Annotated in this window: 26 protein-coding genes and 1 pseudogene; 14 read left to right on the top strand and 13 right to left on the bottom strand. The window is 67.5% G+C overall.

Annotated elements, in window-relative coordinates:
* The first annotated feature begins 205 nt into the window (after positions 1 to 205).
* A complete protein-coding gene (locus tag ACYVLQ_RS24405) occupies positions 206 to 652 on the top strand; it encodes a hypothetical protein (protein WP_460699844.1) in 447 nt (148 codons plus the stop codon).
* Between the two features lie 6 nt (positions 653 to 658).
* Positions 659 to 1996, top strand: coding sequence for an ADP-ribosylglycohydrolase family protein (locus ACYVLQ_RS24410; RefSeq protein WP_460699845.1), 1338 nt, complete (start codon positions 659 to 661; stop codon positions 1994 to 1996).
* 44 nt (positions 1997 to 2040) lie between these two features.
* Here ACYVLQ_RS24410 and ACYVLQ_RS24415 read toward each other — a convergent pair whose 3' ends face one another.
* The 3 genes from ACYVLQ_RS24415 to ACYVLQ_RS24425 form a co-directional block, all read right to left on the bottom strand.
* The gene (locus ACYVLQ_RS24415; protein WP_460699846.1) at positions 2041 to 2460 is read right to left on the bottom strand and encodes a type II toxin-antitoxin system VapC family toxin; all 420 of its coding nucleotides are present in this window, start codon (positions 2458 to 2460) and stop codon (positions 2041 to 2043) included.
* Complete coding sequence (locus ACYVLQ_RS24420) at positions 2457 to 2666, bottom strand: hypothetical protein (protein ID WP_460699847.1); 210 nt, start codon at positions 2664 to 2666, stop codon at positions 2457 to 2459. Before ACYVLQ_RS24420 ends, ACYVLQ_RS24415 begins: the two co-directional genes overlap by 4 nt.
* A gap of 130 nt (positions 2667 to 2796) precedes the next feature.
* Positions 2797 to 4137, bottom strand: a complete 1341-nt coding sequence (locus ACYVLQ_RS24425; RefSeq protein WP_460699848.1) for an acetyl-CoA C-acetyltransferase — start codon at positions 4135 to 4137, stop codon at positions 2797 to 2799.
* A 228-nt stretch (positions 4138 to 4365) separates the two neighbouring features.
* Between ACYVLQ_RS24425 and ACYVLQ_RS24430 the strand changes: the two genes are divergently transcribed.
* Positions 4366 to 5727, top strand: a complete 1362-nt coding sequence (locus ACYVLQ_RS24430) for a 3-oxoacyl-ACP reductase (RefSeq protein WP_460699849.1) — start codon at positions 4366 to 4368, stop codon at positions 5725 to 5727.
* A gap of 10 nt (positions 5728 to 5737) precedes the next feature.
* Entirely contained in the window at positions 5738 to 6613 is an 876-nt protein-coding gene (locus ACYVLQ_RS24435; RefSeq protein ID WP_460699850.1) for a MaoC family dehydratase, read from the top strand.
* A gap of 178 nt (positions 6614 to 6791) precedes the next feature.
* On the opposite strand, the gene ACYVLQ_RS24440 is transcribed toward ACYVLQ_RS24435, so the two are convergent.
* The 4 genes from ACYVLQ_RS24440 to ACYVLQ_RS24455 form a co-directional block, all read right to left on the bottom strand.
* Positions 6792 to 6992: a DUF397 domain-containing protein gene (locus tag ACYVLQ_RS24440; protein WP_460699851.1), complete on the bottom strand. Its 201-nt coding sequence runs from the start codon at positions 6990 to 6992 to the stop codon at positions 6792 to 6794.
* A complete protein-coding gene (locus ACYVLQ_RS24445) occupies positions 6992 to 7885 on the bottom strand; it encodes a helix-turn-helix domain-containing protein (protein ID WP_460699852.1) in 894 nt (297 codons plus the stop codon). Before ACYVLQ_RS24445 ends, ACYVLQ_RS24440 begins: the two co-directional genes overlap by 1 nt.
* 232 nt (positions 7886 to 8117) lie before the next feature.
* Positions 8118 to 8717 (bottom strand): TetR/AcrR family transcriptional regulator, encoded by a 600-nt coding sequence (locus ACYVLQ_RS24450; RefSeq protein ID WP_460699853.1) that lies wholly within the window; start codon positions 8715 to 8717, stop codon positions 8118 to 8120.
* A gap of 110 nt (positions 8718 to 8827) precedes the next feature.
* Positions 8828 to 9982: a glycoside hydrolase family 3 N-terminal domain-containing protein gene (locus ACYVLQ_RS24455; RefSeq protein WP_460699854.1), complete on the bottom strand. Its 1155-nt coding sequence runs from the start codon at positions 9980 to 9982 to the stop codon at positions 8828 to 8830.
* A 455-nt stretch (positions 9983 to 10437) separates the two neighbouring features.
* On the opposite strand from ACYVLQ_RS24455, the gene ACYVLQ_RS24460 reads away from it, so the two are divergent.
* The 4 genes from ACYVLQ_RS24460 to ACYVLQ_RS24475 all read left to right on the top strand — a co-directional run bounded on the left by ACYVLQ_RS24460 (position 10438) and on the right by ACYVLQ_RS24475 (position 16200).
* Entirely contained in the window at positions 10438 to 11709 is a 1272-nt protein-coding gene (locus tag ACYVLQ_RS24460; protein WP_460699855.1) for a hypothetical protein, read from the top strand.
* Position 11710: 1 nt separating this feature from the next.
* Positions 11711 to 13132, top strand: coding sequence for a lipase family protein (locus tag ACYVLQ_RS24465; protein WP_460699856.1), 1422 nt, complete (start codon positions 11711 to 11713; stop codon positions 13130 to 13132).
* A 426-nt stretch (positions 13133 to 13558) separates the two neighbouring features.
* Complete coding sequence (locus tag ACYVLQ_RS24470) at positions 13559 to 14824, top strand: hypothetical protein (RefSeq protein WP_460699857.1); 1266 nt, start codon at positions 13559 to 13561, stop codon at positions 14822 to 14824.
* 47 nt (positions 14825 to 14871) lie between these two features.
* Positions 14872 to 16200, top strand: coding sequence for a lipase family protein (locus tag ACYVLQ_RS24475; RefSeq protein ID WP_460699858.1), 1329 nt, complete (start codon positions 14872 to 14874; stop codon positions 16198 to 16200).
* A 170-nt stretch (positions 16201 to 16370) separates the two neighbouring features.
* Here ACYVLQ_RS24475 and gnd read toward each other — a convergent pair whose 3' ends face one another.
* The gene (gene gnd, locus ACYVLQ_RS24480) at positions 16371 to 17399 is read right to left on the bottom strand and encodes a phosphogluconate dehydrogenase (NAD(+)-dependent, decarboxylating) (protein ID WP_460699859.1); all 1029 of its coding nucleotides are present in this window, start codon (positions 17397 to 17399) and stop codon (positions 16371 to 16373) included.
* A 231-nt stretch (positions 17400 to 17630) separates the two neighbouring features.
* Between gnd and ACYVLQ_RS24485 the strand changes: the two genes are divergently transcribed.
* From ACYVLQ_RS24485 to ACYVLQ_RS24500, 4 genes are all read left to right on the top strand, one after another.
* Positions 17631 to 18248: a trimeric intracellular cation channel family protein gene (locus tag ACYVLQ_RS24485; RefSeq protein WP_460699860.1), complete on the top strand. Its 618-nt coding sequence runs from the start codon at positions 17631 to 17633 to the stop codon at positions 18246 to 18248.
* Between the two features lie 207 nt (positions 18249 to 18455).
* Entirely contained in the window at positions 18456 to 19484 is a 1029-nt protein-coding gene (locus tag ACYVLQ_RS24490; protein ID WP_460699861.1) for a hypothetical protein, read from the top strand.
* Positions 19485 to 19609: 125 nt separating this feature from the next.
* On the top strand, positions 19610 to 20059 hold the full coding sequence (locus ACYVLQ_RS24495) for an SRPBCC family protein (protein ID WP_460699862.1): 450 nt from the start codon (positions 19610 to 19612) through the stop codon (positions 20057 to 20059).
* Positions 20060 to 20083: 24 nt separating this feature from the next.
* Positions 20084 to 20497, top strand: coding sequence for an SDR family oxidoreductase (locus tag ACYVLQ_RS24500; protein ID WP_460699954.1), 414 nt, complete (start codon positions 20084 to 20086; stop codon positions 20495 to 20497).
* A 15-nt stretch (positions 20498 to 20512) separates the two neighbouring features.
* On the opposite strand, the gene ACYVLQ_RS24505 is transcribed toward ACYVLQ_RS24500, so the two are convergent.
* The 4 genes and pseudogenes from ACYVLQ_RS24505 to ACYVLQ_RS24520 all read right to left on the bottom strand — a co-directional run bounded on the left by ACYVLQ_RS24505 (position 20513) and on the right by ACYVLQ_RS24520 (position 23254).
* Positions 20513 to 20938, bottom strand: coding sequence for a PPOX class F420-dependent oxidoreductase (locus ACYVLQ_RS24505; protein WP_460699863.1), 426 nt, complete (start codon positions 20936 to 20938; stop codon positions 20513 to 20515).
* A 171-nt stretch (positions 20939 to 21109) separates the two neighbouring features.
* Positions 21110 to 21631 (bottom strand): annotated as a pseudogene (locus ACYVLQ_RS24510) (nucleoside hydrolase); the annotation flags it as partial.
* 718 nt (positions 21632 to 22349) lie between these two features.
* Entirely contained in the window at positions 22350 to 22775 is a 426-nt protein-coding gene (locus tag ACYVLQ_RS24515; protein ID WP_460699864.1) for a DUF5994 family protein, read from the bottom strand.
* A gap of 41 nt (positions 22776 to 22816) precedes the next feature.
* Positions 22817 to 23254 (bottom strand): DUF5994 family protein, encoded by a 438-nt coding sequence (locus ACYVLQ_RS24520; RefSeq protein ID WP_460699865.1) that lies wholly within the window; start codon positions 23252 to 23254, stop codon positions 22817 to 22819.
* Between the two features lie 114 nt (positions 23255 to 23368).
* Here ACYVLQ_RS24520 and ACYVLQ_RS24525 point away from each other — a divergent pair, with 114 nt between their 5' ends.
* Positions 23369 to 24136, top strand: coding sequence for a TetR/AcrR family transcriptional regulator C-terminal domain-containing protein (locus ACYVLQ_RS24525; RefSeq protein ID WP_460699866.1), 768 nt, complete (start codon positions 23369 to 23371; stop codon positions 24134 to 24136).
* A gap of 17 nt (positions 24137 to 24153) precedes the next feature.
* On the opposite strand, the gene ACYVLQ_RS24530 is transcribed toward ACYVLQ_RS24525, so the two are convergent.
* Positions 24154 to 24894 carry a TetR/AcrR family transcriptional regulator C-terminal domain-containing protein gene (locus tag ACYVLQ_RS24530; protein ID WP_460699867.1) on the bottom strand — a complete coding sequence of 247 codons (741 nt, stop codon included), beginning with the start codon at positions 24892 to 24894 and terminating at the stop codon, positions 24154 to 24156.
* Positions 24895 to 25068: 174 nt separating this feature from the next.
* Between ACYVLQ_RS24530 and ACYVLQ_RS24535 the strand changes: the two genes are divergently transcribed.
* Entirely contained in the window at positions 25069 to 25242 is a 174-nt protein-coding gene (locus tag ACYVLQ_RS24535; protein WP_460699868.1) for a hypothetical protein, read from the top strand.
* Positions 25243 to 25294: the final 52 nt, after the last annotated feature.

A 25294-nucleotide genomic window follows, 5' to 3' on the forward strand; every position in this document is an offset into this window, starting at 1 on the left:
GCCCCGACCCGTTCGGACCGAACAGTTTGTGGCACAAGGATTTCAAACCGTTGGTTCGCTATAGCCCCTCCACACAGTCGTATCTGACAATTTGCGCATGATTCACCGAAACCACTGATTCGACTGGGCTTTTCGGTCTTCACTGGAATATCCCCGCGACCGTCACCGGTCGCCGGGCCGGGTATCGAACCGAATGAGGTTGATCGTGCGGTTGGAAGAACTTGCCACTCCTCAGGATTGGGCACAGGCGTATCGGTCGCTGTTCGGGCTGCCGCGCGTGCACGTCACCTCGCCCGGGTTCGTCGTACTACCCCTGCTCGACACGATCGCCGCGGTGAACACCCCCGAACTGCTGGGCGCGCTGATTATCGGCGAGCTGACGGTGCGCGGGATACCCGGCCCGGTGCTGGTGCGCGACCGACCGGCCCGCCGGACGTTCCTCACGGTCTTCGATGGGTACCCCTCTCTGGAATGTACCGTCCAACTGGAGCGCCACGGCGTGGACATCGGCCCGCATCGCAGCAACGTCATCCTGCCCACCGGCTTCGGCCGGCACACCCACGAGGGACGCTGGTGGGCGCGTGCGCCACAGCGGGACGAATCGCTGCCGTTGCTGTCGGAGGTCGTCGCGGTGGTCACCACGATCCTGTGAAAGATCATGGAACCGATCGAATCGGCCTTCTTCGGCCATCCCGAAGGGGATCCGCGCGCCCTGCTGTACTTCGAATGGCTGCAGCGGAGCGAATCAGGTTATATCGTCGACGATTTCGCGGAGGAGGTCCGCGATCTCACCCACACCCCGGCCCCCAATCCCGCGGCGTGCTGGCAACTGCTCGATCGCGTCGAAACGGCGCCGCGCGACCCGGCGTGGCCGTACGACGAGATCGGGGAAACCGCTGCACCGCAACGAATTGCGATACCCTCGCAGTCGGGGAACCGGCTCTACGACCGCATTCTCGGCGGCTGGCTGGGCCGCTGCGTCGGCTGCACGCTCGGGAAGCCGCTGGAGAACGGATTCCACTGGACCCCGCAGCTGATCCGCGCCTACCTCGAACGCGCCGACGCCTATCCGCTGACCGACTACGTGCCGGTGCTCGATCCGATGCCGGACGGCTACCGGCTGCAACGCAGCTGGCCGGAGTCCACCCGGGGCCGCATCGATGGCTGCCCGCGCGACGACGACCTGGACTACACCGTCCTCGGCCTGCACCTGCTGGAACATCACGGCACCGAGTTCACCGCCGCCGAGGTCGCCGCCGAATGGCTCGCGCGCCTGCCGTTCCTGCAGACCTACACCGCGGAGCGGGTCGCGTACCGCAACCTCATCGACGGCTGGGCGGCGCCGGCGACGGCCCGGCACCGCAATCCCTACCGCGAATGGATCGGGGCGATGATCCGCGCCGACATCTACGGCTATGTCTGCCCCGACGACCCGGCGCGGGCGGCCGCACTGGCCGCCCGCGATGCCTCGGTCTCGCATACCGGCAACGGGATCTGGGCCGCGATGTGGGCCGCCGCGCTGGTGTCTGGCGCCTTCTCCGCTCCGGACGCGTTGACCGCGATAACCCTTGCGCAGCAGGTGATTCCGGAACGATCGCGACTCGCCTCGGCGCTGTCCCAGGTGATCGAGGACCACCGGCGCGGCATCGGCTGGGAGCAGGCGATGCAGTCCGTGCACACCCGGCACGGCCACTACAACTGGGTGCACGCCATCGGCAACGCCTGCCTCGTGGCATGCGGATTGCTCTGGGGCGAAGGCGATTTCAGCAGGACCGTGGCACTGACCGTGCAGGGCGGCTGGGATACCGACTCCAACGGCGCCACGGCCGGTTCCGTCGCCGGGGTACTGCTGGGCGCCGCGGCGATACCGCGCCACTGGACCACACCCCTGCGCGACCAGCTGCGCAGTGCCGTCTCCGGCTGCGACGTCCTGAGCATCTCCGACCTGGCCCGCCGCACCTTCGATCTGGCCCACCAGCACGTGGTGTGCGGGTGAATTCCTCGGTTATCAAGTGACGCCTGGCGTGGTGGACGGCTCCGTCAGGGCAACAGTGTCAGCACTCGCACATGCCGGGGCCTGACGACGCTGAAATGCCGATGGTCGAGGGTCGCTACCTCGGTGATGCCCAGCCGCTCGGCGACAGCGATGACGATCGAATCGCATGTTCCGAGCGGAAAATCCGCATACTTCTCGACCAGTTCTGCTGTGCGCCGGTAATCCTCGTCGATCGGGTCCAGCGCGGTGAAATCGCCGTCCGCCAGTGACGTGAGGAACGCGGCCTCGGTTCGTGGACCAGCAAGATTCCCGAGGAGGTACCCGACTTCCCCGAGTACCGGAGTCGGCACGAGCATCGGCCGATTTGCCAGATGCAGGCTCGTAAACAGTTCGGCGCAGGCGTGATAGTCGGGGTCTTTCGTGAATGCCGCGGCGACTAGCGGACCGGTGTCGCAGACGATCATCGACGGCCGAAGCCGTCGCGCAACAGTTCCTCGCTTCGAGCGCCGTAGGCGGTGCCATCACCCTCTGCGCTGCCGAACCACGCTGGAGGCCACGTGCGCGCAGCAGCGACATGCAGGTGTCTCCGGACATCCGCTAACGCCTGTGGCACCTGGTCTTCGGGGATCTCATCGACCAGGCGCTTCAGTTCGTCACGTTCAGCGCTCACGATTTCACGATAATGCACAACAGAGATTCGAGGCACGCACGAGGCCGGATGGATGCGTCCCGAACGCCAGCGGGCGGCATCGGGCTCGTGAACCCGATGCCGCCCTCGCGCGAACGTCGAAACCGGTGCGTCAGCGCTCCAGGATGGCCACGACGCCCTGGCCGCCCGCGGCGCAGATGGAGATCAGGGCGCGGCCGGAGCCCTTCTCCGCCAGCTGCTTGGCAGTCTGGGCGATGATGCGGCCGCCGGTCGCCGCGAACGGGTGGCCCGCGGCGAGCGAGGAGCCGTTGACGTTCAGCTTCGAGCGGTCGATGGAGCCGAGCGCGCCGTCCAGGCCCAGCCGCTCCTTGCAGTACTGGTCGGACTCCCACGCCTGCAGGGTCGCCAGCACCACGGAGGCGAAGGCCTCGTGGATCTCGTAGTAGTCGAAGTCCTGCAAGGTCAGGCCGTTGCGGGCCAGCAGCCGCGGCACCGCGTAGGTCGGCGCCATCAGCAGGCCGTCCGGGCCCCAGACGTAATCCACCGCGCCGACCTCGCTGTCGACCAGGTAGGCCAGCGGCTTCAGGTTGCGCTCGGCGGCCCACTCCTCGCTGCCCAGCAGCACCGCGGAGGCGCCGTCGGTGAGCGGGGTGGAGTTGCCCGCGGTCATGGTGGCGTCGCCGAGCTTGTTGCCGAACACCGGCTTCAGCGTCGACAGCTTCTCGATGGTCGAGCCCGGGCGCAGGTTGTCGTCGCGGGTCAGGCCCAGGAACGGCGTGATCAGGTCATCGAAGAAGCCGCGGTCGTAGGCGGCGGCCATATTGCGGTGCGACAGATAGGCCAGCTCGTCCTGCGCCTCGCGGGCGATGCCGAACTCCTTGGCGGTGATGGCCGCGTGCTCGCCCATCGACAGGCCCGTGCGCGGCTCGGCATTGCGCGGGATCTCGATGCCCACCATCGACGGCCGCAGCCGCCCGACCAGCTTCACGTAGTCGGAGTTCTTCTTGGCGCGGTTGGCGTCGAGCATCCACTCGCGCATGGGCTCGCTCACGCCGATCGGCGCGTCGGAGGTGGTGTCGGTGCCACCGCCCACGCCCGCCTCGATGCGGCCCAGCGCGATCGCGTCGCCGACGGTGACGATCGACTGCAGCCCGGTGCCGCAGGCCAGCTGCAGGTCGTGGGCCGGGGTGTAGGGCGACAGCTCGCTGCCGAGCACGCTCTCCCGGATCATGCCGTGCTCGCCGACGCGCTTGAGCACGGCGCCGCCGACGACCATGCCCAGCCGCTCGCCCTGCAGGCCGTAGCGACTGACCAGGCCGTTCAGCGCGGCCGTGAACATATCCTGGTTGGAGGCGTGCGCGTACTTGCCGTCGGAGCGGGCGAACGGAATCCGATTGCCGCCGAGGACCGCGACGGGTCGGGTCTGCTTGGTGTTCTTGGCCCCGCTGCTGTTCGAAGCGGCGGCCTTCGCCGAACGGGCTTTGGTAGTCACTCGAGTCTCCACTCGTCGGATTGTTCTCGTCGGATGTTCGGCGCTCGGGCGTGGCCGGAATTCGGCTCCGCACCGATGCTCCTACGCTGTCGGTTTACATTAAACTTACTCTGGAGTAAGTTCGTTGTCGACACCGTACCCCCGTAGATGTGCGCAACAACGCTCGGGGCGGCAGCATGCGATGGTCGATGCAGACGTCCACATTCGACACGAGAAAAGGTAGGAACAGTGGCAGCCAGCAAGAGTAAGAGCGCTCCCAACCTCTATGGATCGTTCATTCACTCGGCCCCCGGTGCGTTCCTGGCGAGCAAGCTGGGACTGCCGAAGCCGGAAAACCTGCGTCGCTACACCCCCGGCGAACCGGCGCTGCCCGGTCCGGTGCTGGTGGGCGGCAAGGGCCGCGTCGCCGACGCCACCCGGAACCTGCTGTCGGACTACACCTTCGTGGATTCCCCCACGCCGGGCGTGAAGTTCGGCGCGCTGGTGTTCGACGCCACCGGCCTCGGCTCCATCGAGGAACTCGAGCAGCTGTTCGAGTTCTTCCAGCCCGCCATGCGCTCGATCGCGCCGTCGGGCCGGGTGCTGGTCATCGGCACCACTCCCGAACTGGCCTCGGGCGTCGAGCAGCAGATCGCGCAGCGCGCGCTGGAGGGCTTCACCCGCAGCGTCGGCAAGGAGTTGCTGCGCGGCGCCACCGCCAACCTGGTCTACCTGCACCCGGAGGCGGCCGCCGCGGCCACCGGGCTGGAGTCCACGCTGCGGTTCCTGCTGTCCGGCAAGTCGGCGTTCGTCGACGGCCAGGTCTTCCGGGTCGGCAAGGACGACAACGCCACCGCGGGCATCAACTGGGACAAGCCGCTCGAGGGCAAGGTCGCCGTGGTCACCGGTGCGGCGCGCGGCATCGGCGCCACCATTGCCGAGGTGTTCGCGCGCGACGGCGCCAAGGTGATCGTCGCCGATATCCCGGCCGCCGGTGAGGCGCTGTCGGAGACCGCCAACAAGGTCGGCGGCACCGCGCTCGCCGTGGATGTCACCGCCGCCGACGCCGCCGACAAGATCGCCGAGTTCGCCACCGAGCGCTTCGGCGGCATCGACATCATCGTGCACAACGCGGGCATCACCCGCGACAAGCTGCTCGCCAACATGGACGAGGGCCGTTGGAACTCGGTGCTGAACGTGAATCTCGCCGCGCCGCACCGCATTACCGAGTCTCTGGTGTCCAAGGGCGCGCTGAAGCAGGGTGGCCGCGTGATCGACGTGTCCTCCATCGCCGGTATCGCGGGCAACCGCGGCCAGACCAACTACGGCGCCTCCAAGGCCGGTGTCATCGGCATGGTCGACGCCGAGGCCCCGAAGCTGGGCGAGAAGGGCATCACCATCAACGCCGTCGCCCCCGGCTTCATCGAGACGGCCATGACGGCCGCCATCCCGCTGGGCACCCGCGAGGCGGGCCGGTTGATGAGCTCGCTGTCGCAGGGCGGCCAGACCGTCGACGTCGCCGAGACCATCGCCTACTTCGCCAGCCCGGCGTCGAACGCGGTGACGGGCAATGTCGTTCGCGTCTGCGGCCAGAGCCTCATCGGCGCCTGATCGGAGCATCATGACCCAGACCATTTCGTTGCACGAGCCCCCGAAGACGGGCAGCCTCTATCTGCGGGCCGCCCTGGGGGCCGTCCCGCTGCTCTCGGCGCGCAAGTCCCAGATCCCCGACCGCGCAGTGGAATTGAGCGGCGTGCAGGTCGACGTCGACCACCTGGCCGCGTACTGCCACGCGACCGGGCTGCGGTTCGGCGATTCGCTGCCGCTGACCTATCCGTTCGTGCTCACCTTCCCGCTCGCCATGCAACTGGTCGTCGCGCGCGACTTCCCGTTCGTGGCGGTCGGCGCGGTGCACGCGGAGAACCTGATCGAGCGCACCCGCGAGATCTCGGTGAGCGAGCCGCTGGACATCCGCACGCACGTGGAGAATCTGCGCGAGCACCCCAAGGGCCTGCTGGTCGACGCGATCAGCGAGATCAGCGTCGGCCGGGAGCAGGTGTGGCGGCAGGTCACCACGTTCCTGCACCAGCAGCGCACGTCGCTGTCGGGTGGCCCGAAGCCGGAGCCCAAGCCGGACGAGGCGCCCCCGCCGCCGCTGCGCACGCTGCGCGTGGACCAGGCGATGATCCACCGCTACGCCGCGGCCTCCGGCGACCGCAACCCGATCCATATGTCGGCGCTGAGCGCCAAGGCCTTCGGCTTCCCGCGCTCGATCGCGCACGGAATGTGGTCGGCCGCGGCGGTTCTCGGCGTCATCGAGGGCCGCGTCCCGGCACAGAGCACCTACGCGGTGAAATTCGGCAAGCCGATCCTGCTGCCGTCGACGGTCAACGTGTACGCCGACCAGGTCAGCGATTCGGACGGAGCCGCCGGCTGGGACCTGTCGCTGAAGCACCCGAAGAAGGGCTACCCGCACCTGACCGCCACGCTGCGCTGAGCTTCGGACCGTCGGGGACCGGATAAGAGGAGCCGCACACCTTTTCGCGGCCACATATCGGATCGCATGGGGGATTCGATATGCGGCTATGTCGAAAAGGTGAGCGGCTCTTCCGGGTTGAGACCCCCCGCCGTACGAAAGAAGCTGCCGAGCGCCGGGGGCGGTGTATCGGCGAGAGTCAGAGATCGAATGCGGTCCGCTCGGTGAGGGCCGTGAACTGCGACCATTCGTCCGCGGTAAATACCAGCGCGGGATCGCCGGGGTTCTTCGAATCGCGAACGCCGACAAGGTTATCGGGGAGGAAGGCGACCTCGACGCAGTTCTCCCCGCCGCCGCTACGGCTGCTCTTGAACCACCGGGCATTCGCTAGATCGACCATCAGGACGCGTACTCCTTCGCAATCTGCCTGAGCAGAGCCCGGCTAGCTGCGGGATCCATCGCGCTGCGCCGGAGGCTCTCGTACGCCTCATGGTATCTCTGGACGTCTTTTGGTTTCGACAGGTACAGGCTCCCCGTATAACACTCCACGTAGATCACGGGCGGCTCGGCAAGCTGCCCTTTTCTATCCGTGCCGAACTCGAGCATGACGAACGGACCGACCGATTCTCCCAGCGGGAATCCGGCGCTGCTGGGGAGGATCCGCACGGTCACATTGGATCGGGTTCCCATGTCGGCAAGGTGTTTTGCCTGGGCCTCCATGATCTTCGGTCCGCCGACGACGGTCCGGAGGGCCGACTCTCGGAGGATGACCTCCAGCTTCGCTGGCAGGTACTTGCGCGTGATCCTGGTTTGTCTCCGCATCCGCAACCGCACTCGGCGGGCATGCTCGTCGGGGCCGTCGTCGGGATAGACGGACCGGATCAGCACACTCGCGTACCCGGGTGTCTGTAGCAACCCCGGCACGAGTTCGGGCTCGTAGGTCGTCAGCTTCTCCGCTGCCGCCTCCAGGTCCACATAAAAATTGAAACGTCCTCGCATCAGGTCTCTGTAGTCCAGCCACCAGCTCTGCTCGTTGCCCTGAGCCGCGAGAGCCTGCATCGCAGCGGTGCGGTCGTCGTCGAATCCGTAGATCTTGCACAGTGCCTCGAGATCCGCATCCCGCACTTGTACTGCACCCGTTTCGATCCGCTGCAATGCACTGGCGCTGCGCTGGATCAGCGCACATGCTTGCCGCAGCGTGAATCCACATTCCTCCCGACCCTCGCGCAGATACTTTCCCAGTTGCCGCCGCGCCAGCGTCGATCCCTCGTCCGTCGATTCCTGGTCCGACATGCCCGCCTCCCTCCAGGTTCTGTGTGGTCACGCCAGCACACCACGCTGTGATCTCCGGCCGCGTCAACACAGCGGAAAACCCATGCAACTCGCGCATAACCCCAGGAAATGTTTCGGCCGGAGGCGGGATCGCAATCCAGATCGCGCCCACCGGAATCCCGATCTCCGCACTCGCGCAATTCGTCGCGGTCCCCGGCGTCCCGCACTCGGTCTTTCATGGCCGGAGAGGACGTCAATCCGCCTTCTTCTTGCCCGCCAGGCCGCGCCAGGCCAGATTGTCGAGCAGATCCACGGCCTCGGCGACCTCGACCTCGCCGTCGGCGATCCGGTCGGCGATGGCCTCTCCCGCGCCGATGACCGCGACCGACACGATGTCGAAATTCGTTCCGGGCTCGGCGTATTTGGCGCTGGACTCGAGGAGTTTGGCGGTCAGCTCGATGACCCGCTCACGGCTGTTGGTGATCTCGGACGCGAACGGTTGCTGGCCCAGTGCCTGGCGGTAGAGCACCTGCCAGGACAGCCGGTTGTTGTCCACGTACGACAGGAAGGCCTCGAGGCCCGCGCGCAACTGTTCGTGCGGTGTCAGCTTCGGGTTGCCCGCCACCGCCACGGATTCTATGAAGCGCGCGGCCTCACGCTGAATGCTGGCGCGAAACAGCTCGTCCTTGGAGCCGTAGTACAGATAGAGCATCGGCTTGGAGATCTTTGCCTCTGCGGCGATGGCATCCATCGAGGTATCGTGGTATCCCTTGCGCGAGAACACCTCCACGGCGGCGTCCAGCATCTGCTGTTCACGAACCGCCCGAGGAAGCCGTTTCGTTCCGCCTGCCATCCGCTCTCCTAGACCATGGTGAAACTCTTATCTTACTCCAAGGTAAGTTCGAGCGAAGGCACTTGCCCGCGATTCGCTCCCCACCGCGGGGGAGTGCCGCGTCGGCCGCCTCAGCAGTGCATCGGGATGCCTTTGTAGCGCGCCATCCGCAGCACCGAGTCGTCGACCTGTTTCATCGGCAGCCGCCCCGCGCGCACCTCTTGCTCGAGCCGGTCCAGCACCTGCGCGACCGCGTCGCTGTTGATCCACAGCGCGTTGTCGACCCCTGCCTCCAAAGCCGCCGCGACCGCGTCGGCTATCCCCATCCGGCTGGTGATGGCGGCCATGCCGCTCAGGTCGTCGGTGAAGATCGGCCCGTCGAACGGCGCGGCCCCGTAGCCGCTGCCCTGCCGCAGCAGCGCCATCACCTGCGGGCTGATGCTGGCCGGGACGCCGGGCTCGGTCAGGCCGGGCACGTCGAGGTGGCCCACCATCACGCCCGCGCCCGAGCCGATCAGGTTGCGATACGGCACGAGATCGACCTGCTGCAGTTGCTCCAGCGGCGGGGTGCGGACCGCGCCGGTATGCGAATCGCCGGAACCCGAGCCGTGGCCCGGGAAGTGTTTCATCACCGCACCCAGCCCGGCGTCGCGCATCGCGCGGATGTAGGCGTCGCCGTAGCGGGTGACGACCTCGGGAGCGTCGGAGTAGGACCGGTCGCCGATCACGCTGTCGTCGGGCTGGCTCGAGACGTCGACATCCGGGGCGAAGTCGACGGTGATGCCGAGGTCCTTCATGGCCCGCCCGCGCGCCACGCTCTCCCGGTAATACTCGTCCGCGGATACCGTCTGGGCGCTGACCCGGGCGGACGGCGCGGCGCCGATGAGGTTCCTCAGCCGCGACACCCGGCCGCCCTCCTCATCGATCGTCACCATCAGCGGGGTGCGGGCGGCCGCCTTGACCCGGTCGATCTGCTTGTCGGCCAGCAGCGACTGATCGGTCCAGCTGCCGAGGAAGATTCCGCCGATCTGTTCCGAGCGCACCAGGCTCTCGGCGTCCGCGAGCCCGTTGACGCCGACGGTCAGCAGTTGGGCCAGCTTCTGGCGGGTGGTGAACTGGGCGAGAAACCCTGCGGTGCAGTCGGGTTGCGCGCTGGTGGTCGCCGCCGTGGTCGAGCTCGGTGGCGCCGCGGTGGCGCTGGGGGTGTCGGTGGTCCGGTTGCCGCCGGAGCAGGCGGTCACGGTGACCGCGAGTACCGCGAGAACGATCCCGGGAACGGTGCGCATGGCATCCGACGGTAGCCGCCCGGGCGCCGGTCCGACAGCTCGGGACCGGTGTGTGGCGGGCCCGATGGCCGATGACCGCGCGAGCGTGACCCGCACCGCAAATACCTATATCAAACGTTATCTATCTGTGATATGTGCCATTTGGACCTGTCGCGCGCACGGACTCGCGGATCTTTCGCCAGATCAGCAAAACACGCTGCTGGCAGGCAATTTGAGTGGTCGACCGGCTCAGCTGCCAGGCAAAATCATCCCATGACTTTGGTAAACGCTGTAACGGGCGTTGGTAATCTGTCGTTAACCATTGAGTCGACCGCCGGACGACATCGGCCATCGGCGCGGCAACGGCGCCGGGCGGCGCGTGCCGGATATCGACATATATCAGCTATTCGATGGCAAATAGCCGTCGTCATCACTATTTCGACCCCCACAGCGTAAGCGGAAGGCTGAAAACAACCATGCGAATCGGCGCAATGATGCGCGGCGCGGGACTTGCCCTCGCAGCGCTGGTAGGACTCGGACTCGTCGCGGCGGCACCGGCATCGGCGAGCAGCGAGGTGGATCGCTATCTCGATCTGCCGCTGGTCAACCGGAACGCCGCGCAGGGCCCGGGCGGGGTGAACCCCGAACTGCCCTATGACCACGCCGAGCTCGGCCGCCTGCTGGACCAGGCGCGGGCCGAGGGCGTGGCGCCCACGCGCTTTGCGGCGCTGCTGTACCAGTACTGGCTGGTCGACGCGACCGGTAAGGCGGGCATCGACCTGAAGTCCTGGAACCCCCGCGCGGGCGTGCGGGCCAACCGCGACAACCTGATCAAGTCCTACCGCTACTACGAGGACCTGCAGCTGGGGCACCGGGAACTGCAGTGGGCCGGGATGGGTGGCCAGGTGGGTGCCGACTTCGGCGGCGGGCTGGTCGATTTCGAACTGATGGGCAGCGTCTACGACCTGCCCGGCATCGCCGATGCCGCGAACCGGGTGCTCGGCGCGGTGGAGCAGGCGGCGGGCCCGCAGGCGGTAGCCATGCTGCCGGACGGGCTGAAGGCGCTGGCCCAGGCCGGTCCGCAGATCACGCCGGAGGATCTGCACTGGATCCTCGGGATGATCCTGGTGATGCAGAAGAACATCTTCTCCGACCTGATGCCGATGCACGACGCCTACGTCACCGGCGGGCTGCCCGCGGTGGCGGAGTTCCAGCGGGCCGGGCTGTTCGGTGACGACATCATGAACGCCTGGCGCGATGTCGCCTCGGGCGACCGGGCCCGGATCGCCGCGGGCAACGGGACGCTGCTGCGGCGCGAACAGCAGTGGGCGATCGGCGGGCAGTGGGACGACGTGCGCGCCTACAAGGGGCCGGTCGGCGAGGCAATCACCTACCTGAGCGGTGCGGTCGGTTCACCCTCGGTGGCCGGAGTGGTGCCGCCGCGCGAATTCCGCCCTGTCCGTGTGCCTTTCACCGGCTCCGACGGCCGGGCCATGCAGCTCACCCTGCCGCTGCCGGACTGGAATTGGTCGGTGTTGGATCGGCGATGGGACTACATCACCGGACAACTGCTGCCCAAGTACAAGGACCAGGTCGAAAACAACTGGCCCGCATTGGAAGCCACCATGCGGACGCCGTACGAGCAGCAGATGGAATCGCACCGCCCACTGCTGAACATCCCGCAGCTGCTGATCTCGGCGGCGAACGAATTGAAGGTCGCGCCCGCCGCGGCCGGACAGGAGGGCTGAGATGCGTAGCCGAACTCTGATCGCGATAACCGCGAGCCTGGCGATGCTGTGCACCGCCGCGGGAACCGTTGCCGCACAACCCGCTGCCGAGCCGTCGCCCACCCCGGCGTCGCCGCAGTCGACGACGCCCGCGCCGGGGCCGGTGCCCGAGTCCGCACCGCCCAAGTCCGAGGTCGAGCCCCGAACCCCCGTTCCGGGACAGGTTTTCAACGGTTTCGTGGTCGGTTCGCTGAACGGCGCGACCGCCGCCTCGCCGCAGGAGAACTTTCAGGCTCTGATGGCCGACGACCCCTTCTATCAGGAGCCGAAGCTGACCGGTTCCGAGCAGCCGGGGCAGGTGCTGAAGGCCAAGAAGGTCGACGTGATGTTCCTCGGGGTGAAGCCCGCGAACCTCGACGCCTGGAAGCTGATGTACGTCACCACCGGCCTCGACGGCAAGGCCCCTGTGATCAGCACGGGCATCATGATGGTCCCGCGCGACGGCAGGCCCGCCGGGGAGAAAAAGGTGGTCTCCTATCAGGAGGCCAACGACAGCGTCGGCTGGTCCTGCCACCCGAGCACGCAGTGGACCGGCGGCGACCCGCTCGACGGCTCGTCCTGGTCGGCCCTGGGACCGCTGGGGATGATGTTCGACAAGGGCTACGCGGTGATGATCTCCGATGTCGGCAACGACGGTGACCGCAAGCCGCACGGCGTCTTCGCGGGCAAGCCCGCCGCGCACGCGCAGCTCGACGGCGTCCGCGCCGCGCTGAGCCATCGTGAGGCGGGCCTGAACCCGAAAGCCCAGGTCTCGCTGTTCGGTATCGCGGGCGGCGGCGTCGGCGCGGCCGTCTCCAGCGAGATCCAGTCCGAGTACGCCCCCGAGCTGGACGTGAAATCGACTGTGCTGGAAGGGATGGTCGTCAACCAGCGCAACTTCATGCGGATCGCGGACGGTTCGGTCGGCTCGGGCTTCGCGTTCGCCACGCTGTTGGGGCTCGAACCGTACTACACGGAGATGAAGCTGGACGAGAAACTGAATCCGCTGGGCAAGCAGGTCGCGGACGTGTTCCGCACGCAGTGCCAGACACCGGCGTACTTCGGCATGCCGATGGTTCCGCTGCAGGCGCTGTTCAGGTCGGGGCAGAGCCCGGCCGAGGAGCCCGCCTTCCAGCATGTGTTCGACGACAACGAGCTCGGGAAGTCCGGCGCGCCGAAGTCGAAGGTGCTGATCAGTTCGTGCGCCGCCGACGATTCGCCGATGTCGCTGGTTCCGGCGGCCGATGCCCGTCACCTCGCCGACACCTATCGGTCGGGGGGCGCCGACGTCACCTACAAGCCGACCGACTGCAGCATGCCCAGGATGCTGGGCGACCTGTACGGCTGGGGCACAGACCTTTTCGGTATGCAGACCATCGACTGGATGGACAGCAAGTTCGACTGAGGAGAACACCATGGCGATCGTGGACGCCGCGATCTATCTGCTCACCTTCGGACCGTTCGCGGTGGCGAAGCAGATCCTGCAGGCAATGCACCTGAGCTGACGAAAAGCGAAGGGCGGTGGAGCGATCCACCGCCCTTTCGCATGCCGCACGGGATTGCGGTCCGGTCGCTGACCCTCCCGCTAACTGGTGGCAAGTTTGTCCTCTTCGTCCCGGTGTCCTAGCATTCGAGCGGATTGACATCGGACGCGCCGGATTCGAAAACGCAGGTGTTGTCCGAATGGCGGTAATCTCTCAGCCCCGGGTAAGGGTGGGCGTCGGAGACGTATTTCGCACCACCTTCGGTGGGTAGTTATCAGCTGGTAATCGCAACGAGGCGGGTTGTGATCGCGTGCGCGACCCCGACGACGGCGGAAGGTTGGTTCACGATGCGGATCGGCGCCCTGGTGCGCGGTGCGGGACTGGCACTGGCGGCGGTAATCGGGCTGGGACTCACGACGGCGGGACCCGCCGTCGCCGCCTCGGAGGTGGATCGCTATCTGGATCTGCCGCTGGTCAACCGGAAGGCGGCGGAGGGGCCGGGCGGGGTGAACCCCGAATTGCCCTATGACCACGCCGAACTCGGCCGTCTGCTCGATCAGGCGCGGTCCGAGGGTGTGGCTCCCCCGCGGTATGCGGCGCTGCTGTACCAGTACTGGCTGGTCGACGCGACCGGCAAGGCGGGCATCGACCTGCGGTCGTGGGATCCGCGGGCGGGCGTGCGGGCCAACCGCGAGAATCTGATCAAGTCCTACCGCTATTACGAGGACCTGCAGTTGGCTCATCGGGAACTGCAGTGGGCGGGGATGGGCGGACAGGTGGGCGCCGACTTCGGCGGCGGGCTGGTCGATTTCGAGCTCATGACCAACCTCTACGACCTGCCCGGCATCGCCGAAGCGGCGCGCGGTGTGCTCGGTTCGGTCGCGCAGGCCGCGGGGCCGCAGGCGGTGGCCATGCTGCCGAGCGGCCTGCGAGCGCTGGCCGTCGCGGCGCCGCTCATGACTCCCGAGGATCTGCGCTGGATCCTCGGGATGATCCTGGTGATGCAGAAGAACATCTTCTCCGACCTGATGCCCATGCACGATGCCTATGTCACCGAGGGGATTTCGGCGCTGGAGGAGTTTCAGGCCGCCGGGCTTTTCGGCGGCGACATCATGACCGCCTGGCGCGATATCGCCTCCGGCGAGCACGACCGGATCGCCGCGGGCAACGGGACGCTGCTGCGGCGTGAACAGCAGTGGGCGATCGGCGCGCAGTGGGACGAGGTGCGCGCGTACAAGGGGCCGGTCGGCGAGGCCATCACCTATCTGAGTGGTGCGGCGGGGTCGCCGTCGGTGGCGGGTGTGGTGCCGCCGCGCGAATTCCGGCCGGTGCGTGTGCCTTTCACCGCCTCCGATGGACGCGCGATGCTGCTGACCCTGCCGCTGCCGGACTGGAACTGGTCGGTGCTCGACGCGCGCTGGGACTACATCACCACCGAACTGCTGCCGAAGTACAAGTACCAGGTCGAAAACAATTGGCCCGCGCTGGAAGCCACGATGCGCACCCCCTACGAGGTGCAGCTCGAATCGCATCGCCCGCTGCTGAATATCCCGCAGCTGCTGGGGTCCGCGGCGAGCGAGCTGAAGGTCACCCCTGCCGGGCAGGAGGGTTGAGGCCCGTGCGAGGGTTCCGTAGCACCCGGTCGGACAGGAAGGTTGAGATGCGCACACGGACTCTCGTCGCGGCGGTCGCGGCTCTGGCGATGGTGTACGGGGGAACGGGAACCGTTGCGGGCGATCCGGTTCCGCCGCAGACACCGGGGTTGGACAAGGTGTTCAATGGTTTCGTCGTCGGGTCCCTGCAGGGGGCGACCCCCGCCTCGCCGCAGGAGATATTTCAGGGTTTGAGGGCCGATGACCCGTTCTATCAGGAGCCCGCGCTCACCGGTACCGAGCAGCCGGGCACGGTGCTGAAGGCCAAGAAGGTCGATGTGCTGTTCACCGGGCTGAAGCCCGCGAATCTCGACGCCTGGAAGCTGATGTACGTCACCACCGAACTCGACGGCGTCACCCCGGCGATCAGCACCGGCATCCTGATGATTCCGCGAGATGGCAAGCCCGCCAACGAGAAAAAGCTGATCTCCTACCAGGAGGCCAATGACAGCGTGGGCGCGAGCTGCCATCCGAGCACGCAGTGGACGGGTGGCGATCCGTTCGACGGCGCCTCGTGGTCGGCGTTGGGACCGCTGGCGCTGCTGTTCGGCAAAGGCCACGCGGTGATGATCTCCGACGTCGGCAACGACGCCGACCGCCGCCCGCACGGGGTGTTCGCGGGCAAGTACGCCGCGCACACCCAGCTCGACGGCGCCCGAGCGGCCCTACGCCACACCGAGGCCGGGCTGGATCCGAATGCGCAGCTGGCCCTGTTCGGTATCGCGGGCGGCGGCGTGGGCGCGGCGTTCTCCGCCGAACTCCAGCCCGACTACGCCCCCGAGCTGAACGTGAAATCGACTGTGCTGGAAGGGATGGTCGTCAACCAGCGCAACTTCATGCGGGTCGCAGACGGCGGGGTCGGGTCCGGGTTCGCGTTCGCGACGCTGCTCGGGCTGGAGCCCAAGTATCCGGAGATGAAGCTGGACGAGAAGCTGAATCCCGCCGGCCGCGCGGTGGCGGACTTCTTCCGGACCCAGTGCCAGGACACGTATTTCGGCATGCCGTTCGTGCCCTTGAACACCCTGTTCAACTCCGGCGTGAGCCCGGCCGACGAGCCCGCCTTCCAGCGCGTGTTCGACGACAACGAAGTCGGCAAGTCCGGGGCCCCGGGCGGCAAGGTCCTCATCGCCTCGTGCGCCAAGGACGATTCGTTCATGTCCCTGGTCCCCGCGCGCGACTCCCGCCAACTGGCCGAAACCTACCGAGCCCAGGGCGCCGACGTCACCTACCACCCCACCGACTGCAGCATGCTGAAAATGCTCACCGACCTATACGGCTGGGGCACAGACCTTTTCGGCATGCAAACCATAGACTGGCTCGACAGCAACTTCGACTGAGCGGCCAAACCACGCCGGAAACAAGCAGCCCTAGCACCGATAACCGCCACCCCCTCCTTGCAAGCCCGCCATCGCCCGGCACCCATCGCCTCCCCGCCATCGCCCGGCACCCATCGCCTCCCCGCATTCATCCCGGCACGCTTTTCGCCGGGATGAATGCGGGGCCCTACCTACTTCCCCGGAAGCTCGTTGTGCCCGCCGAAGGCCTTGCGCATCGCCGACAGCACCTTGTCCGCGTACAGCGACTCATCGCGCGAGGAGAAGCGCTGGTACAGCGCCGCCGACAGCACCGGCGCGGGCACGCCCTCGTCGATGGCGGCGTGGATGGTCCAGCGGCCCTCGCCGGAATCGGAGACCCGGCCGCCGAACGTGCTCAGCTCCGGATCGGCGTGCAGCGCCTGCGCCGTCAGGTCCAGCAGCCAGGACGCGACGACCGAGCCGCGCCGCCACACCTCCGTCACCTCCGGCACGTCGATGTCGTACTGGTAGTACTCGGGATTCTCCAGCGGCGTCTCCTCGGCGGAGTGCTTACCGTCGAACGCCTTGCCGATATTGGCCTTGTGCAGGATGTTCATGCCCTCGGCGTAGGCCTGCATGGCGCCGTATTCGATGCCGTTGTGCACCATCTTCACGAAATGACCGGCACCCGCCGGGCCGCAATGCAGGTAACCCTGCTCGGCAGGCGACGGCTCGCCGGTCCGGCCCGGGGTGCGCTCGGCGGCCTCCACACCCGGGGCGATGGCCTGCAGCAGCGGCTCGAGATGCCGCACCGTCTCGGCCTCGCCGCCGATCATCAGGCAGTAGCCGCGCTCCAAGCCCCACACGCCGCCGGAGGTGCCGATGTCCAGGTAGTGAATCCCCTTGGGGGTCAGGGCCTTCGCCCGCTTGATGTCCTCGTGGTAGCGGCTGTTGCCGCCGTCGATGATGATATCGCCCGGCTCGAGCAGCTCGGCGACCTCGTCGATGACCGCACCGGTGGCCCCGGCCGGGATCATCACCCACACGATGCGCGGCTTCTCCAGCAGCGCGACGAACGCCTTGTAATCGGTCGCACCGGTGAACTTGTCGCCGAGCTCGGCGGTGAACTCCTTGATCTGGTCCTCGTGCCGCGAGTAGCCGACCGCGGTGTGGCCGTCGCGGACGATGCGCCGCACGATATTGGCGCCCATCCGGCCGAGCCCGATCATTCCAAGCTGCATACCCATCTCCTCGAGTCGTCCGAGCTCCGGCAGGTCCGAGCTCTGCTGGCTGTGCCTGTCCCCGATTGTCCCCGGTGCGCCGATCAGAAATTTCTCAGGTCTGTGTGTAACGCCCGTAGCGAGGGACCGATATTCAGGTCGGCTCCGTGCTGTTGCCAGACCCCCGACCCGGCAACCGCACGGAGCCCTTATCTTTCAGGGTTGCCCGGCGGCGGCTGCGATCATGAGGCCATGCTGCACGCCCTGTACCTGGTCGGTATCTCCGCATTTGCCGCGAGCGGGGTGCTGGCCGCCTATCGGGCCGATATGGACCCGTTCGGTGGGCTGGCGCTCGCCTTCGCGGCCTCGATCTCCGGCGGCACGCTGCGCGATCTCATCCTCGATCGGCATCCGCTGTACTGGACCCACGACTGGGTGCTGCTGACCTTGATCTGCTGCGTGGGCGTCGGCACGATGGTCTACCTGCGGTTCTGGCAACTGCCGCGCCGAGCCCTGCTGGTGGTCGATGCTGTCGGGCTCGCGGTGGTGACCGTGATCGGAGCGCGCGCGGCCATCGAATCGGGTGTCACCCCGCTCGCGGTCCTCATCCTGTCGGTGCTGACCGGGGTGACGGGCGAGGTCGTCCGCGACGTGCTGTGCGGCGAGTTCCCGCCGCTGCTGCTGCGCGAGGAGGTCTACGCCGTCGCGGCCCTCGCGGGCGCCGGATGCTACCTGGGCATGGATGCCGCGGGCAGCGCCGACGGCCCGGCCGCCATGATGTCGGCGGGGCTGGTGTTCGCGCTCCGGATCGCGGCTATCTATTTCGGGGTGCACCTGCCCCGGCCGCCCAAGTCGCGGGGCGAGGTCTGACCGAGTGGTAGCCGATATGCATTGTGCCCGAACCCTTTTGAATGTGGCCTACATCACTTCGATTTGCTCTGACGTGCCGTGCAGCGGATACGATCGCAGCCGCACGTGGCCACCCGGCTACGGGGGGCCTCTCTAGACGAGTACTGATGAGGGTGGTGTGACGACGTGCAGGGTCGGCATCGGAAACTGAACAGCACAACGCGGCGCGTGATATTGCCCGCGGTCGGCGTGATTCCGCTGGCTCTGCTGGTCGCGTGCGGCAATTCCGCCGATCAGGCCGTGAAATCGTCCACGAGCGCCGCCGCGCCGACCACCGGTTCCGCGTCGAGCCAGCAGCCGACGGCGCCGAAGCAGCCCGACACTCCGACCACCCCGCCCCGTGGCGAGCAGGTGAAGCCGCCGTCCCGTCCCGCGGGCCCCACCACCTCTCAGCCCGGCGTGGCGCCGCGCGGCTCCGACACCCTCATTGCCCCGCGTCCCGGCCAGGTCCAGCCCGGCGTCACCACCCCGGCGCCGCCGCGCGTAGCCCCGCCGAACGCGGATTATGTTGTCCCCCCGAACTTCCGGCCGATCCCGAAGGACAGCGCCCCCGGCAAGTCGGCCCCGGGCATCAACTGGCAGAACCTGCACGCGCCTCGGCCGGTGGAACCGGTCGCCCCGATCGCCCCGCCCCCGCGCACGGTCCGCTTCGGTGATTTCACCGCGCCGGCCCCGAGCGAACTTCCGGACGACGTGCTGTACGGCATGAACACCACGGTCGCCCAGGCCGAGGCCAACGTGGCTACCGGCCTGAAATCCGTTGGTATCGGCGGAAGTCGATCGGACAAGGTCGCCGCGGGAACGATGGCCGGTGCCGCTGCTGGTGCGGCTGTGGTGGGCATTCCGGCGGCGGTGGTCGGTGCCGTGCCGGGCGCGGCGGTCGGTGCGGTCGCCGGAGGGCTCATCGGTGCAGGCGCTGGGTTGATAGTGGGTCTGCCCGCAGTGCCGGTTGGTGGCCTCGGCCTGCTCGCCAGCCCGGCTGGAGCCGCGACTGGCGCTGCGGTCGGTGCGGTTGTCGGTGGTGCGATCGGCGCCGCGGCGTTGGGAATTCCCGCCGCCGTCGCGGGCGGTGTCGTCGGTGGCGCGATCGGCGGCGCGTTCGGCGCCGGAGTGGACAGCGCGCCTGTCAACGACGCTCCGGCCCCGGATGTGAACGGCGACGTCGCAGCCGACGCCGGAGCAGAAGCCGCAGCCTGATTCGCCCGCCCACGCCAGGAAGGCGGAATCGGATGCCGCGGTGACCGTTTCCCGCGAGGGCAGGAGGGCGGCGGTATCTCATGGAATGCTGGGGACATGGTTGCCTTCGTTGCGGCGGTGCGCCGGTGACTTCCGATTCGGAGTTGGATCCCGCGGCGGTAGAGATCGGCGGCTTCTACCCGCAGCCGCCGTATGCCGTGTGGCGCGCCCTGACGGAGCCGGATCTGGTCGAGCGCTGGCTGATGCGGTCGACGGGCTTGTCCGCGACGGTCGGAACGCATTTCATTTTCGCGATTCTCACCGAGCCGACCGGCGAGATCGCCTGCGAGGTCCTGGAGGCCCGTCCGGGCGAACAGCTGACGTTCAGCTGGGTCGACCTGCGTGCGCGACACCCCGCGCGCTGGATTCTCGACTGGACGATCCAACCGCAGGGCCGCGGCACCCGATTGCTGTTGACGCAAACCGGTTTCGACATCACCGACCGGCGGCAGAAGATGGCCCGCAATGCCATGGAGCGAGGCTGGAAGGCGGCGCTGTCGCGGCTGCGTGAGGTGCTCGACGCCCCCGGCCGTTAGTCCCCGACCGCGCCGCAGGGGGCGCTGGCCGACACCGTCCGGCAGCGTCTGGACCGCGTCGACCACCTCTTCGTCAACCACGGCATCGCCGAATTCGCCGAACTGTCCGAGGTGACCGAGGCGGCCTGGGACCGGCACTTCGCGATCAACACCAAGGGCGCGTTCTTCACTGTGCAGGCCCTGGATCCGTTGCTCGCCGAGGGCGGCTCGATCGTGTTCACCACGGTCGGCAACGACGTGATCTTCCCCGGCCTGAGCGCGCAGGAACGCGAGGAGTTCGTGCGGCAAGGCCACGAATCCACCCCGCTGCGGCGCACCGGCACCGTCGAGGAGGTCGCGGCGGCGGCGCTGTTCCTGGCCGCCGACGCCACCTTCACCACCGATGTCGAACTGGCCGTGGACGGGGGATTCGCCCAGGGCCTGCCCATCCCGTCCTGAGGAGCGATGGCGAGGTCAGCGGATCTTCTCGCCGTACACGCGGTCGATGGTCATCGTCATCAGAACTCTGCGGTCGGAGACCATCACCGCTCTGTACTCGTCCCAATCCGGGTGCTCCCCGGCGGCGGCGCGATAGTAGTCCACCAGCGCCTCGACCTCGGGGCCGTGCGGGTCGGCGCCCCGGCCGGTCAGGGTCACCGTGCCCTCGGCGGTGGCCCAGGACCAGCCGTCGGCGCTGGTGACCTCCAGCGCCGCCCGCGGGTCGCGGCGCAGGTTCACCGTCTTGGCCCGGCCCTCGGTCATCGACACATAGATGACATCGGAGTCCTGGTGATAGAAGGGCGTGACAGGCGAAAGCTGCGGCAGCCCACTCGATTTGATAGTCGCAAGCACGCCGATCCGGCTTTCCGCGAGCAACGAGCGCGGGTTGAACGAGGTCATGAAAACAGTCAACGCCATCGGTCCTCACCGGGATTCCCGGCGCGATATTGGCAAGGTGTCCGGGATCTCGGCGGTCACCTACCGCAGCTAGTGAGGTCTGAGCTTGGCGGGCGAGGCAGTCGAGTTGTGCAATGATTTCTGCTGCTCGTGAGTCCCGCACAATCTAGCCGATCAGCTTGCGAACAGGCACTCTGCTGATCCGGTCGCGGCCATTACCCGGGCTATCACGTCCTTGGCGTGTGCGGTGGTGGCGACGAGTGCGTTCGGGTGGGCTTTGCGGGGTATCCGGAATTCGATGAAGGTGGCGCCGCGGCCGACGGCGCGGCTGAGTTCGACGTCGACTCGTGCGGGCTCGAGTTCGAACAGGTCGGGCCAGCGCAGGTAGGCGGCGGCGGTGGGGCCGTGCAGCGCCATCGGGCGGGGTGTGGTCCGGTCGGTCATGCGCAGGTAGAAGCCGACGTGGTCGGCGATCACGGCCGCGCGTTCGGTGCCGATGGCCCGCAGCTGCTGCTCGTGCTCGGGGGTGAGCAGGACTTGCCGGGTGAGGTGGAGGCCGAACATGCGCACGTCGACGCCGGAGCGCAGCAGGCCGTCGAACGCTTCGGGGTCGGCGTAGGTGTTGAACTCGGCGGCGGTGTGGTTGCCGCTGGTCGCCGAGCCGCCCATGAGCACGACCGTGTCGATGGCGCGGGCCGCCCGGTTGTGTACCGAGCATTGGCTGCTCGGCTCACGATGGTGGGAGAATTACGACCTGGCGGCGCCCCGCCCGTTGCAACTGCCCTGTTCCGCTGATGCTCCGGATAACGTCAGCGGTGCGGCGGAATCCGCGAAGGACCCCGATGGCCGGATACGGCCGACGTCACACGGTGGCCGGGCTTCGGGCATTACCATTGCAGCCGTTGCGTTTCCGCAGCGGTTGGCAACTGTATAGCATCACCGGGTACCCACTGTTTCAGAGTGGTGTCTTGGCGCTGGTTGCGCGCCTGGAGAGTGAGAACGACCACCGGTGGGCGGTGCTACTCCCCGGCTATGCTATTCCCTAGCGTCACGCTAGTGTGGCCGGTTGGGGCGTCGGCCGGGGTCGGGAGTGAAGCTCGGGGGCCGATCGCCTGTTGGCGTAGTCTCCGATACGCTACCGCCGGACGTGGGACAGAGCCGTTGTCCGGACAGGCCCTCGTGCGCTGGGAGGGACCGCTCGAGACACTGTCCGAGGTCGAGCACGCGCTGATGGAATGGCGGGCGGTGAGGGATCTACTGGAAAGGTCTCACCAGATATGACTACGAGAAGTTCTGCCGAACCGATGGCGCCTCTCGGAGGCGTCGACGACCGGATGCGGCGGCCTCGGCCGCTGTGCGCGATATGGTGACTCGAGATGGCGGGTCGGCCTTCGGTCGAGACGATACAGAGCGGTTAAATGGGCAGACCGGTGGTGGGCACTGCCCGCCGCATCAGGTTGTCGGCTCGGTCGCGGGGAGTGTCGAAGGGGATGACGAGTAGGGTCGCTCGGGGGCCGTGGGCGGCGGTCAGGCGCATGATGCCGACGGGTTGATCGGTGTTCGCGTCGTGCATGTGTACGCCGTCGTCGTGATCGATGTGGCGTTGGGCGCGGCTGATCCGGTTCCAGTCGAAGCCGACTGCGGTGATCGGGCCGAGGCGCGGGGTGAGGGCGGCGATCAGGTCGTGTGGTTCGCCGGTGAGGTTGGCTGTCCAGGGCCACCAGGCACCGTCGATGTCACCGGCGGGGGTGTTGTTCTCGTCTAGTAGCAGTCGCGGTGTGCGGGTCGGGATGCTGAACGGTTGGGTGTGCCTTCCTGGTGGGCCGGTGCTTCTGTTCATGGCGAGGTGGTTGGTGATAGGTCGGCGCGTGTTGCCGTGAATCATGAGTTTGCTTCCTTTTCGAGGGCCTGTGCTGCCGGTCGTCGCGCGGCGGTGATGAGGGTGGAACGTGCGCTGTGGTCGTCGGTGGTGGAGAGGATCACCTGCAGCACGAGCATGCTGTTGTCGTTGCCGAAGACATACATCGTGTTGCCGGCCTCGAACGGGTAGGCGTCGAGTTGGACCTCGTGCCCGCCGACGGTCGAGGTGGGCGGCGCGGGTGCCCAGCTGGCCCGGTCGTATACGACGCGCCGGATGGGGCCCATCCAAATCTCCAGAAATGTCAGCAGACCCGGTAGTTCGGTGGCGAGTTCGCCCGACCGTGGCCACCAGGCACCGTCGATGTATGCGTCGCTTTCCGGCCTGAGCCGCAGTCGCAGCGTGTTGTCAGGAGGGCTGTGGTGCCGGGTGGTCCGGCGGCGGATGTGGAGTGGTGCCATGGGGTTGCTCCCTGAGTCGGCTACTTTCAGTAGACGCCGTGCGGGGCCGTATGTCAACGTTGTAGACCTACATAAAGAGATGCCGGGTTTTCCGAGGGATGGAGTCCGTCTGTAATGGCTGAATCGCCGAGTGGTGGAAACAGGGTCGGAGCTGGGCGCGGCGGCAGCCCGGTGACTCGGGCGGCGGTGCTGAACGCGGCGCTGGAGATCGTGGATCGCGAGGGGGTCGAGGGCTTGTCGATGCGTCGGCTGGCCGAGGCGGTGGGCCGCGATCCGATGGTGATCTACCGGCACGTGCCGAACAAGGCCGCCGTGATCGATGGTGTCGCTGAGGTCGTGTTCACGGAGCTGTCGGTGGACGCGGCGGCGTCGGACTGGGTCGCGGAGGTGCGGCGCGTCGCCCGGGAATTCCGGCGAATCGCGCTGGCGCATCCGCGGGCGGTGCCGTTGTTGGTGACGCGGCCCTTGGCGACGCCGCTGGGGCAGCGTCCGCCGGCGACGGTGCGCCTGCTGGAGGACATGCTGGCGTTGCTGACACGGGTCGGATACGCCGAGGTCGACGCGTTGCACATCTATCGAGCGCTGTTCGGGTTCCTGTACGGGCATGTGCTCAACGAGTTGCAGGAACTTGTGGAACGTCCGGAGGAGACCGACGATCTGCTGCGGCTGGGGTTGTATCGGTTGCCGATCGGGGAGTTTCCGCTGGTGCGGGGATTGGCATCGGTACTGGCGAGCTACGAAGGCGCGGCGGAACTCGAGCGTGGGCTCGACATTCTGCTGGCCGGTCTCGCGGCCACGCTGCCCGGGCCGGGCAATGCCCCCCGTCCCAGGTCGGGCGATGCCGCGCTGCCCGGGCCGGAGGACGCGCCCGCGCCGCGTTGACCGGGTACCCGGCGCGGTTACGGGCGATCGGGTCGTGTCGCGGGCGTGGTGAGAGTGGTGTCGAGGCCCGCGAGCAGAGTGTCCAGGCCGCGTTCGAGTTCGCTGACGCCGTCGTAGGCGGCCAGCTCCGAGGCGAGCCCGCGCAGAAGCGGAAACTCTCCGATCGGAAGGTGGTGCAGCCCGAGCCGCAGTAGATCGGTGGACTCTTCCGGCAGGTGGACGAGTTCCTGCAGTTCGTTGAGCACATGCCCGTACAGAAATCCGAACAGCGCCCGGTAGATCCGCAGGGCGTCGCTTCCGCTGAAGCTCGCCCGGCTCAGCAACTCGAGGATATGTTCCAGCGGGCGCAGTGTTCCCCATGGCCGCAGCGCCAGCGGGGTGGTCAGCGGGTGGGTGACCAGCAGCGGCACGACATGCGGATGCGTCACGGCGAGCCGGCGGAAATCTCGGGCTATCACGCGCAACTGATGATGCCAGTCCGGGTCGGTGGAGTCGACGGTCAACTGCTCGAGGACGAACTCGGTGACGCCGTCGAGTAGCGCGGCCTTGTTGGCGGCGTGCCGGTAGAGCGCCGTGGGGTGCCGGTTGAGCCGTCGGCTCAGGCGCCGCATCGATAGCCGCTCGATGCTGTCATGGTCGATGATCTCGAGCGCCGCGGCCAGTATTTCCGCGCGGGTCAGCGGGTGGGCGCGGCTGTCGCGGGCGTGGTCGCCGGATGGTTCGGGGTCGCCGGGCGGCCCCGCTCTCGCGTCGTTCATCGCAGACTTCCTCGAGTCTCCCGTCGATTCCACAGATGGATACGCTGTAAGCCTACACTGTAGACAGACGTCGTATTCGGGGCTAGGGTGTAGTTATAACCGGTCTTATGCGTCGACCGGTCGGCGAACGGCCGGCCGCGGCTTCACAGCGCATCCGGGGATGGGACCATCCCGATGACCATCGGCGACAAGATCACCCACCAGGTTCGGGCAGCGAAGGCGAACCTGGACAAGCTGTTCGACAAGGCGGGCGGAGACGGCAGCCATCGGACGGAAAGCCCTGGCCGGCAGGCCCGCAATGCCATCGACCGAGCCAAGAAGGGGCTCGCGGAGGCATTCAAACGCTGAGCCGGTTCCGAAGGGGCGCCGCGTGTTCGCGCAGTCGCCCGACATCGGTCCG

The sequence above is a fragment of the Nocardia thraciensis genome (genome assembly GCF_054782435.1).

Excerpts from the sequence above, each read along its gene's own strand:
- ACYVLQ_RS24440 (WP_460699851.1), bottom strand. The coding sequence starts at position 6,992 with ATGGTCGATCTAGCGAATGCCCGGTGGTTCAAGAGCAGCCGTAGCGGC.
- ACYVLQ_RS24505 (WP_460699863.1), bottom strand. The coding sequence starts at position 20,938 with ATGACCTCGTTCAACCCGCGCTCGTTGCTCGCGGAAAGCCGGATCGGC.
- ACYVLQ_RS24415 (WP_460699846.1), bottom strand. The coding sequence starts at position 2,460 with ATGATCGTCTGCGACACCGGTCCGCTAGTCGCCGCGGCATTCACGAAA.
- ACYVLQ_RS24530 (WP_460699867.1), bottom strand. The coding sequence starts at position 24,894 with ATGAACGACGCGAGAGCGGGGCCGCCCGGCGACCCCGAACCATCCGGC.
- ACYVLQ_RS24435 (WP_460699850.1), top strand. The coding sequence starts at position 5,738 with ATGACCCAGACCATTTCGTTGCACGAGCCCCCGAAGACGGGCAGCCTC.
- ACYVLQ_RS24525 (WP_460699866.1), top strand. The coding sequence starts at position 23,369 with ATGGCTGAATCGCCGAGTGGTGGAAACAGGGTCGGAGCTGGGCGCGGC.
- ACYVLQ_RS24470 (WP_460699857.1), top strand. The coding sequence starts at position 13,559 with ATGCGGATCGGCGCCCTGGTGCGCGGTGCGGGACTGGCACTGGCGGCG.
- ACYVLQ_RS24475 (WP_460699858.1), top strand. The coding sequence starts at position 14,872 with ATGCGCACACGGACTCTCGTCGCGGCGGTCGCGGCTCTGGCGATGGTG.
- ACYVLQ_RS24445 (WP_460699852.1), bottom strand. The coding sequence starts at position 7,885 with ATGTCGGACCAGGAATCGACGGACGAGGGATCGACGCTGGCGCGGCGG.
- ACYVLQ_RS24515 (WP_460699864.1), bottom strand. The coding sequence starts at position 22,775 with ATGAACAGAAGCACCGGCCCACCAGGAAGGCACACCCAACCGTTCAGC.
- ACYVLQ_RS24450 (WP_460699853.1), bottom strand. The coding sequence starts at position 8,717 with ATGGCAGGCGGAACGAAACGGCTTCCTCGGGCGGTTCGTGAACAGCAG.
- ACYVLQ_RS24455 (WP_460699854.1), bottom strand. The coding sequence starts at position 9,982 with ATGCGCACCGTTCCCGGGATCGTTCTCGCGGTACTCGCGGTCACCGTG.
- ACYVLQ_RS24520 (WP_460699865.1), bottom strand. The coding sequence starts at position 23,254 with ATGGCACCACTCCACATCCGCCGCCGGACCACCCGGCACCACAGCCCT.
- ACYVLQ_RS24410 (WP_460699845.1), top strand. The coding sequence starts at position 659 with ATGGAACCGATCGAATCGGCCTTCTTCGGCCATCCCGAAGGGGATCCG.
- gnd (WP_460699859.1), bottom strand. The coding sequence starts at position 17,399 with ATGCAGCTTGGAATGATCGGGCTCGGCCGGATGGGCGCCAATATCGTG.
- ACYVLQ_RS24535 (WP_460699868.1), top strand. The coding sequence starts at position 25,069 with ATGACCATCGGCGACAAGATCACCCACCAGGTTCGGGCAGCGAAGGCG.
- ACYVLQ_RS24465 (WP_460699856.1), top strand. The coding sequence starts at position 11,711 with ATGCGTAGCCGAACTCTGATCGCGATAACCGCGAGCCTGGCGATGCTG.
- ACYVLQ_RS24485 (WP_460699860.1), top strand. The coding sequence starts at position 17,631 with ATGCTGCACGCCCTGTACCTGGTCGGTATCTCCGCATTTGCCGCGAGC.
- ACYVLQ_RS24460 (WP_460699855.1), top strand. The coding sequence starts at position 10,438 with ATGCGAATCGGCGCAATGATGCGCGGCGCGGGACTTGCCCTCGCAGCG.